Source organism: Citrobacter sp. Cm046, assembly GCF_030333065.1.
Classification (GTDB): Bacteria; Pseudomonadota; Gammaproteobacteria; order Enterobacterales; family Enterobacteriaceae; genus Citrobacter; species Citrobacter murliniae.
Genome location: NZ_JAOWGP010000026.1, coordinates 25,811 through 34,199, shown reverse-complemented (window position 1 = coordinate 34,199; position 8,389 = coordinate 25,811). Strand labels below are relative to the sequence as shown.

6 protein-coding genes are annotated in these 8,389 nt (G+C 51.1%); all 6 read right to left on the bottom strand.

All coding sequences use genetic code 11. The features are described from left to right. Positions 1–32: 32 nt before the first annotated feature. The 6 genes from OGX98_RS01065 to tsgA all read right to left on the bottom strand — a co-directional run bounded on the left by OGX98_RS01065 (position 33) and on the right by tsgA (position 8,260). Positions 33–1,390 (bottom strand): IS3 family transposase gene (locus OGX98_RS01065; RefSeq protein ID WP_286594712.1). Its coding sequence is split into 2 segments (ribosomal slippage): positions 33–928 and positions 928–1,390, totalling 1,359 coding nucleotides; the frame shifts between segments, so codons are not numbered across the junction. Positions 1,391–1,489: 99 nt separating this feature from the next. Continuing rightward, complete coding sequence (gene cysG, locus OGX98_RS01060) at positions 1,490–2,863, bottom strand: siroheme synthase CysG (RefSeq protein ID WP_045448393.1); 1,374 nt, start codon at positions 2,861–2,863, stop codon at positions 1,490–1,492. Positions 2,864–2,889: 26 nt separating this feature from the next. After that, positions 2,890–3,693, bottom strand: a complete 804-nt coding sequence (nirC, locus tag OGX98_RS01055) for a nitrite transporter NirC (protein WP_045449812.1) — start codon at positions 3,691–3,693, stop codon at positions 2,890–2,892. A 180-nt stretch (positions 3,694–3,873) separates the two neighbouring features. Beyond that, positions 3,874–4,200, bottom strand: a complete 327-nt coding sequence (gene nirD / locus OGX98_RS01050; RefSeq protein WP_045448391.1) for a nitrite reductase small subunit NirD — start codon at positions 4,198–4,200, stop codon at positions 3,874–3,876. Beyond that, complete coding sequence (nirB, locus tag OGX98_RS01045; RefSeq protein WP_045448389.1) at positions 4,197–6,740, bottom strand: NADPH-nitrite reductase large subunit; 2,544 nt, start codon at positions 6,738–6,740, stop codon at positions 4,197–4,199. Before nirB ends, nirD begins: the two co-directional genes overlap by 4 nt. Before the next feature lie 338 nt (positions 6,741–7,078). Continuing rightward, entirely contained in the window at positions 7,079–8,260 is a 1,182-nt protein-coding gene (tsgA, locus tag OGX98_RS01040; RefSeq protein ID WP_045448387.1) for an MFS transporter TsgA, read from the bottom strand. Positions 8,261–8,389: the final 129 nt, after the last annotated feature.

The following is an 8,389-nucleotide window of genomic DNA, read 5'->3' as shown; positions in this document are numbered from 1 at the left end:
TGAACTGACCCCATAATATTGGACAGTTTATTTTAAGCGGTTATCTGGGCCTGGATTCGGTATTCTACCGGACTCAGGCCTTTCAGTTTCTGTTTTATTCTTTCATGGTTGTAATAGTGGATATAGTCATCGATAGCCATGCGCAACTCGCTGATATTCTCGTGTTCCGTGAGGTAAAAACACTCAGATTTCAGTGTGCCGAAGAAGCTCTCCATCACTGCATTGTCATGACAGTTCCCCTTCCTTGACATGCTCTGTCTCAGACCCGCCTCCTTAAGCCGGTTCTGATAATGTGCCATCTGATATTGCCAGCCCTGATCTGAGTGGAGCAGCGGGTATTCGTTTTTGCCCAGTACAGATATAGCCTTCGACAGCATGTTATCCACCATCGACAGAAGAGGACGGGGCCCCATCTGGTACGCAACTATTTCTCCGTTATACAGATCCAGAATCGGGGACAGATACAGCTTTTCTCCGCTGATTTTAAATTCCGTGACATCTGTAACCCACTTTTGGTTGGGCTTATCCGCACTGAACTGCCGGTTCAGTACATTACCCACAACTTTCCCATACCGGCCTTTGTAAGAGTTATATTTCTTCCTTCTGATACAACAGGTTAAACCCAGAGCCTTCATTAACCTGTGAACCGTTTTATGGTTCAGTAAGCTTCCTTCCCGGCGGCCAGCCAGCGTGATTCGCCTGTATCCATACCGTCCTTTATGTTTATGGAACAGCGTTAAAATCTGCTGCTTGTCATCAGCATATTTGTCTGGTTTTTTACCGCTGGCCAGTTGCCAGTAGAACGTGCTTCTCGCCAGCCCTGCGGCGTTTAACAAGCGTGCAAGAGAGAACTTCAGCCTTAACTCATTCACGACCTGCGCTTTATCCCGCGTCCTGACGTGCTCCTTTCCCTGAGTAAGGCCTGCAGCTTTTTTAGATATGCCACTTCAGCACGCAGTTGTTCAAGCTCCTCACGTTCATCCGGGTCAAGAGGAGCCTGCAAAGGAGGGACAGGGTGATTCTCAGGGTGTTCTGGCATCGTTTTTTTCCTGCGTCGGCTGTCTGTAAGGGCTTCTAATCCCCCTTCATCATACAGTCGTTCCCACTGACAAACAGTGGAAAAGGCCGGGATAATGAATTTTGCACAGACTTCGCGAACAGACAGGTGGTGTTCACGCATATGCAGGATAACGGACTCTTTAAACGCAGGAGAATAGGTAAAATGCCGGGTTGTAAGCCCGGCTTCGCCATGAAGCTTCCAGGCAGCAGACCACTTACGAACGGCACTGTGATCGATACCAAAACGTTTTGCCGTCGCTTCCTGTCCTTCCTGCCCGGAAAGATAGTGCTGCACAACCTCAAGCTTAAAGCTGAGAGAATACTTGCTCATAAAAAACTGCACCTTACTTCGTTGGGTGTCCAACTTTTTGGGTGCAGTTCAAAACTCCCGGTTTTTTTATTGGCTTCATACTGCAGTGTTAGCGTCGAATTAGTGATTCGAAAACCAGTTCAGCTTATCGCGCAATCCAACAACACGACCAACAATAATCAGGGCCGGACTTTCAACCTGCTGCGCCAGTTCACCGAGTTGCGTCAGCGCTCCGTTGACGACGCGTTGTTTAACGGAGGTTCCGTTTTCTACCAGCGCAACCGGCATATCAGCCTGCATACCAAACTCGATCAATTTTTCCTGGATAGTGGCAGCCTGGTTCAGTCCCATATAGAACACCAGTGTCTGCTTTTCTGCTGCCAGGTTTTCCCAGTCCAGCTCGCCGCCAGTTTTCAGGTGGCCGGTGACCAGACGTACGCTCTGGGCGTAATCTCGATGTGTCAGTGGAATACCCGAATATGCAGAGCAGCCAGAAGCTGCGGTAATGCCTGGAACCACAGAGAACGGAATGCCTGCGTGGCACAGCGTTTCCAGCTCTTCGCCACCGCGTCCAAAGATGAACGGATCGCCGCCTTTCAGGCGTACTACGCGTTTGCCCTGTTGCGCTTCGCGTAGGAGGATCTGGTTAATTTCTTCCTGCGGTACACAGTGATAGCCTGCGCGTTTACCGACAAATACACGATCTGCATCGCGGCGCACAAGGTTCATGATGTCATCAGAAACCAGGCGGTCATACACCACAACATCGGCCTGCTGGATCTGCTGTAGTCCTTTCAGCGTCAGCAGCCCAGCGTCACCAGGGCCGGCGCCAACCAGTACCACTTCACCGCGATGATCCAGCGGTTCGCTGAGCAACTGTTCGGTGGTTTCCTCAATCGCTTTCTGATCGTTATTTGCCAGCGATTGCGCCAGACGATCGTTAACGAACAACTTTTCCCAGAAACGGCGACGTTCGCCCATGCTGGCAAACTGTTTTTTCACCCGGGAACGTAGTTGCCCCGCATACTGCGCGACCTGTCCCAGATGCTGCGGTAACACGGATTCGAGCCGTTCACGCAGCAGGCGGGCAAGGACAGGTGAGGTGCCACCAGAGGAGACTGCCACCATTAACGGCGAGCGGTCGATAATGGAAGGCATGATGAAACTGGCGGCTTTTGGCGCATCGACCACGTTACAGAAAATTCGTCGTGATTCAGCGGCATTGCTGACGCGAAGGTTGACGGCATCGTCATCGGTTGCGGCGATCGCCAGCCAACAGGAGTCGAGCAGGGCTTCATCGAACGGCCCTTCAACCAGCGTCAGCATTCCTTCATTTGCCCATACGGTAAACTGAGGAATAAACGCAAGTGCATTAACCGTTAAACGGGCACCCGCTTCCAGCAGTAACCGCGCTTTGCGTTCTGCGACATCACCACCGCCGACGATCAAGCAGTCGCGGTCACGTAGTTGACAAAATATAGGCAAATGATCCACGACATTACCCCTTAATGATTTGGCTGTTATGCCAGATTCTCAGTTTGGTTGATTTTTGCCGGAACAGGGCGCTCCGATTTTGGCGTAGCATACCAATAACCCAATCCCATGAATACGACACCGGACAAAGTATTACCTAGTGTTACCCACAGCAGATTATGACCAATTCCAGCCAACGTATAAGCATCGCTGTGGTGACCGAACCATGAGAGGGCAAACAGCGTCATATTGGCAACAGAGTGCTCGTAGCCGGAAGCGATAAAAGCCAGCAGGCACCACCAGATAGCGAGGAATTTCGCCGCACCTTCAGTACGGATTGCCATCCAGATCGCCAGGCAAACCAGCCAGTTACACAGCGCACCTTTAAAGAACAGTACTGTTGCAGGTGCGGTGGTTTTTGCCAGTGCTACCGTATGTACGATGCTGGTATCGACCGGTAACAGGCTGCCGCCGCCCCAGCTGTACAGCAGGGCAACGAATACGGAACCGACCAGATTTCCCAGCCAGGTTTGCGGCAGAATTGCCCACATCTGGCTGTGGCTGATGGTGCCCGCTTTCACGCCAAGTGTCAGAAACATTGTGTGGCCGGTGAACAGTTCAGAACCGGCGATAATCACCAGCGTTAAGGCAATACCAAAGGTTGCACCCATTACCAGAGGACGTACGGATGGGTCGAGCAGATTACCGAGAGTAAAAATAAGGATGATGCCGAGGCCAACGTAGGCCCCTGCCATAGCTGAGCTGACCCAGAAGCCAAGTGGATTATTAGCCGACAGGCGTGCAATGCGCGCAGCGTTAGCCGCACACTTATTAATAGTGTCTGTGAACATATGTTGATTATCCTTGAAGTACAAAAATAAAAAGAAATCGTAACCGTAGGCCGGATAAGGCATTTATGCCGCCATCCGGCAATTGCAATTGCCGGATGGCGCTACGCTTATCAGGACTACCAATAAAAGAACTACAAATACGTCAAAAAAGGGGAGGCATTGCGCCTCCCTAAAAATTAATTAACCGCGCAGTTGCACCATGCCGTCTTTCACCCGAGCTTCGTAATGTTTCACAGAAAACTGTTCGTCTTCCATGCACAGACCGTCGCTTAAGCGAAAACGCTGTTTTTTCAGCGGGCTGGCAACCCACAATTCGCCCTGATGTTCAGCAATCAGCCCGCGAGAAAGCACGCTGGACTCAAAGAACGGGTCGATATTGCTGATCGCAAACACCTGATCGCTGTGATATGGGCGGAAAATAGCAACCTGCTCAGTACCTAACAGGGCGCAGACGCCTGTTGCAGGCAGAATGTCATCGATTTTGCAGATGTTTTTCCACTGGCTCATGCGTTTTCCTCCACCAGAGTGACCGGGATGCGCTCATATGGCGTGGCCGGACGATGTTGTTCACGTTCAGGCACAACCTGGACATTCGGATCGCGTTTATCGCTGTTGATAAAGTGTTTAAAACGAACCTGTGCAGATGGGGTGTTGACGGTTTCCGTCCACTCGCACACGACGGCTTCACGCAGACGCGCCATTTCTTCTTCCAGGTGTTCATTCAGACCCAGTTTGTCGTCAATAATGACGGACTTCAGATACTCAATGCCGCCTTCCAGGTTATCTAACCACGGTGCGGTACGGGTCAGTTTGTCTGCAGTACGAATGTAGAACATCATGAAACGATCAAGATATTTGAGCAGCGTTTCGCGATCGATATCCGCCGCCAGCAGATCAGCATGGCGTGGTTTCATCCCGCCGTTACCACAAACGTACAGGTTCCAGCCTTTTTCAGTGGCGATGATACCCACGTCTTTACCCTGGGCTTCAGCGCACTCACGGGTACAACCAGAGACACCAAATTTCATTTTGTGCGGCGTACGAATGCCCTTGTAGCGGTTTTCCAGCTCAACGCCGAAACCTACGCTGTCACCCACGCCATAGCGGCACCAGGTGCTGCCTACGCAGGTTTTCGCCATACGTAATGCTTTAGCGTACGCATGACCAGTTTCGAAGCCCGCTTCAATCAGCTGACGCCAGATTTCCGGCAGGTCATCTTTCTGCGCACCGAACAGGCCAATACGTTGAGAGCCGGTGATCTTGGTGTACAGGTTGAATTCGCGTGCGATACGACCAACGGCAACCAAACCTTCCGGAGTAATTTCACCACCTGCAGAACGCGGGATAACGGAGTAAGTACCGTCTTTCTGGATGTTCGCCAGGAAGTTGTCGTTAGTATCCTGCAGCGGCGTGTGCTGCGGTTTAAGAATGTATTCATTCCAGCAGGAGGCCAGCAGGGAGCCAACGGTCGGTTTACACACTTCACAGCCGTAACCTTTACCGTGTTTTGCCAGCAACTCTTCGAAGGTTTTAATACCTTCCACACGGATGAGATGAAACAGTTCCTGGCGCGAATACGGGAAGTGTTCGCACAGGTTGTTGTTGACTTCAATCCCTTGTTTCGCCAGTTCAGCATTCAGTACCTGGGTAACCAGAGGAATACACCCGCCGCAACCGGTACCGGCTTTGGTTTCAGCTTTCAGCGCCGCAACGGTATGGCAGCCTTTGTTGATAGCGGCGACCAGCATGCCTTTGGTGACGTCAAAGCAGGAGCAAATTTGCGCGCTGTCCGGCAGCTTATCCACGCCTATTGAGGGTTTACCGCTGCCTGCGTGCGCTGGCAGAATCAGTGAATCCGGATTTTCCGGCAGTTCGATAGCGTTCAGCACCAGCTGCAACAGGTTACCGTAATCGCTGGTGTCACCTACCAGGACCGCACCGAGTAGCGTTTTGTTATCTTCGCTGACAATCAGGCGTTTGTAGACTTCTTTGCTTTCGTCGAGATAGACGTAGCTGCGGGCACCCGGCGTGCGTGCATGTGCGTCGCCAATACCGCCAACATCGACACCCAGCAGCTTCAGTTTGGCACTCAGATCCGCGCCTTCGAAGGCATTTTCGCTACCGAGAATATGGTCAACAGCGACCTGCGCCATTTTGTAACCAGGGGCAACCAGGCCATAAACACGGTTGTTCCAGCTGGCGCATTCGCCAATGGCGTAGATATCCGGGTCAGAGGTCTGGCAGGCATCGTTAATCACGATACCGCCGCGTGGTGCCACGTCCAGGCCGCACTGGGTTGCCAGTTTGTCGCGCGGGCGAATACCCGTAGAGAAAACGATAAAGTCAACTTCCAGTTCGCTACCGTCGGCAAAACGCATGGTTTTACGTGCTTCAGTACCTTCCTGGACGATCTCTTTCGTGTTTTTGCTGGTGTGCACACGCACGCCCATGCTTTCAATTTTGCGACGTAACTGTTCGCCACCCATATGATCCAGCTGTTCAGCCATCAGCATCGGGGCGAATTCAATTACGTGGGTTTCAACGCCTAAGCTTTTCAGGGCGCCGGCGGCTTCCAGACCTAACAAGCCACCACCGACAACGGCACCGCGTTTGCTACGGCGAGCGCAGGATTCAATGGCATTGAGATCTTCGATGGTGCGGTAAACGAAACAGTCCTGAGTTTCTGAGCCTTTAATTGGCGGGATCCACGGGAAGGACCCGGTCGCCATGATCAGTTTATCGTAATAGACCGTACGGCCTGCGCTGGAGTGGATCACCTTCTCCTGACGGTTGATGGTAATCGCGCGTTCACCGACTAATACTTTAACGCCATGCTTCTCGTAGAATCCCTCGCGCACCAATGACAGTTCTTCAGCGGTGTGGTGAGAGAAGTAAGAAGACAGGTGTACACGGTCGTATGCTTTGCGGGGTTCTTCACAGAAGACGGTAATATCAAACTTGTCCGCATCAGATTTATCAAGAAGATCCTCAATAAAGCGATGGCCGACCATACCATTACCAATAATAGCGAGTCTGACTTTGCTCATTTTTGCCTCGATTTCTTTTCTATTACTGCCTACCTTAACGATTCAGCAACCCCGCTTATTGATACAAATCAAATTCGCCCTTATATACTCCTTAAGAGGTATATAACTGATTTGTCAGCATTTTTATAAGTCACGGAATTGACAGGCTTTTCATGTTTGTATGAAAAGCATACAAATCGAAGGGTTTTGGCGTGAGTTCTCCTGCCTCTTAAGATTGCGAGGTCTACGCAGTCTGGAGAAGGGAAGGCGGATGATCAAAGGCCGGATGGTCATCCGGCCTGGGGAATGCTTTTATACGCCGGATAAGGTGCTTTAACATCATTATCCGGTATTCAGATTTAATGTGCGGCTGGTGTGCTGTGCTGACGATGGCGCGTAACGAATCCAAGGATAAAGCACATCACGAACACCACGGCATACAGTCCGTTAGCCGTCTGTAATGCAGCCAGAGGACCACTGTGGGCGACAATAGGGCCAGTGACCACGAAGGTCAGCATGGTACCAATAGTGCCGCAGGTCAGTACGAAATTAACCAGTTTTGGTGATGCGACTTTAGTCTGCTGAGAGCCGAGGGTGATAATAGTGGTATAGATCGCGCTGGAGAAGAAGCCCAGTGTCAGAATGAACCACGGCATATGCTCTGGCGTGCCAGTGATGAACAGATACATCAGCACAGTAGCCAGACCGGCCAGTACGGTCAGAATGCGCTGCAAATCAAAGAAACGAAGGATAAAGCTAAACGCCCACATGCCGACCATGTAAGACATCCAGAAGTCACTCACCAGTTTACCCGCATCGTTCAGGCTCATACCGAGGCTTTTGGCGTATTCCGGTACCCAGGAGATAAAACCAAGTTGACCAAGGATGTAGCACAATGCAGCAATAGCCAGGAACAGCACGCCTATGCCCCATTTCTCTTTCGCCACTGGTGTTTCCGGCTGCTGTGCATGTTTACCCAGCGCCGGGAATTCACAGCCGAAGGTCAGAATGAAAATCGCGACATAAACCAGGCCAATGCAAGCGTAAACCCAATACCATTCAATGCTGCGTGCCAGCAGGAATGCCGCGACCATTGGGAAAATCATCCCTGCCATGCTGAAGAATGAATCGGTAAACAACAGACGGGAACCGCGCTGGCGACCTTCATACATCTGGGTAACCAGGAATGTCCCAATTGACATGGTGATACCACTGACCAGGCCCAGTACAAACATCGCCGCTGAGAACAGCGCCAGACTATGGCTGAGCATCAGCCCGGCGACGGCCAGCACCATCAGGACGAAGCCAAAACGCAATTGCGTTTTCAGGGGCACAATTTCCATCAGCCAGGCATTGAGAAAAATAGAGATCAGGATCCCGGCATTCAGGAAGGTGAAAGTGTTACTCATACTGGAAACAGGCAAATGAAAATATTCTGCGATGTTTCCCATCACCATCCCGGTGACAATTACCAACGCACCTGTCAGGGCGTAAGAGAGAAAGCTAATCCATGTGAGCTTGATACGATTGCTGTTAGTCATGACTGGCCTGTATTGAAGTGTAAAGCGCGTTGACAGCGCTATGAGCGGGCAGATTTTAGGCGTTTTAGTGATGTATTTAAATGTTTATTGGTAAATTGGGTTGGCGTTACATTTTTTAATGTGATCAAG